Annotated in this window: 2 protein-coding genes; one reads left to right on the forward strand and one right to left on the reverse strand. The window is 65.8% G+C overall.

Going from position 1 to position 1,007, the window contains the following annotated elements; genetic code table 11:
- A partial coding sequence (locus ACFXMV_RS23190) for a malate:quinone oxidoreductase (protein WP_378503697.1) occupies positions 1-138 on the reverse strand: 138 nt, incomplete at its 3' end.
- A gap of 93 nt (positions 139-231) precedes the next feature.
- Here ACFXMV_RS23190 and ACFXMV_RS23195 point away from each other — a divergent pair.
- Positions 232-1,007: LysR family transcriptional regulator (locus tag ACFXMV_RS23195; RefSeq protein ID WP_378503696.1), on the forward strand; the 776-nt coding region annotated here is incomplete at its 3' end.

The following is a 1,007-nucleotide window of genomic DNA, read 5'->3' on the forward strand; positions in this document are numbered from 1 at the left end:
GACAATCGACCAGTCGGGCTGCAACCTGGCGAGCAACGCGCCCAGCGTCGCGGACATGATGCCTCCACCGATGAGGACGACGTCGACCACCCCGTGGTCGATGCCCGTTCCCGCGCTTACTGATTCACTGTGGTCCATGGGATCGCACTCCTGGTCGCCGGTGGTGGTCCCCAGGGTGCTCCCACTCCACTCATCCGTCCAATGACCAGATCAAGGACTTATGATCCGAATATGGATCGGTTTCTTTCCGACGAGGCCGCGGCCACGGTTCCGCTGCTGGCCGCGTTCGACACCGCTGCCCGCGAAGGCCACATCACCCGCGCAGCGGACCTGCTCGGCGTGCCGCAGTCGTCACTGAGCCGGCGCCTCAAGGCCTTGGAGCAAACGCTGGGCGTGCCGCTGTTCCAACAGGTCGGACGAGGGGTCTCACTCACTCCCGCCGGACGTGAACTCCACGAACAAACCCGAGACCTGGTGTGGGCACTCGATGACGCTGTGAGCGCTGTGCGCAGCAACGCCGACCCCAACAGCGGTCTCGTGCGCTTCGGTTTCCCTCTCACTCTCGGACCGGTGAGCATCCCCTCGTTGCTCGCCGACTTTCACCGGGTAGCGCCGAGAATTCGACTGCATCTCGTGCAGGCACACGGCGAAGCGCTCGCCGGGATGGTGCGCGACGGCCGCCTCGACCTCGCCGTGATGATCCCGCCGCCCGACGACCTGCCCGTGACTGTCCTGGGACACCAGCGCATCCTGCTCCATGTCTCACACAACCACCCGCTGGCCAGACGCATACAGGTCGACCTCGCGGAACTCGCCCAGGAGCACTTCATCGCCAGCCCGCCGTCCTACCACCTGCGGCAGAGCCTCGACTCCTGGTGCGCCGATGCAGGGTTCAACCCGCACGTAGCATTCGAGATCAGCGAGTTCGAGACGATCCGGGTCCTCGTCGGGCACGGCCTCGGCATTGCCCTGCTACCGGCCGCGGAAACCCCTCACCCCGACCTCGT

Origin of the sequence: Rhodococcus sp. NPDC059179 (genome assembly GCF_042754885.1) — a bacterium.
Classification (GTDB): Bacteria; Actinomycetota; Actinomycetes; order Mycobacteriales; family Mycobacteriaceae; genus Rhodococcus_G.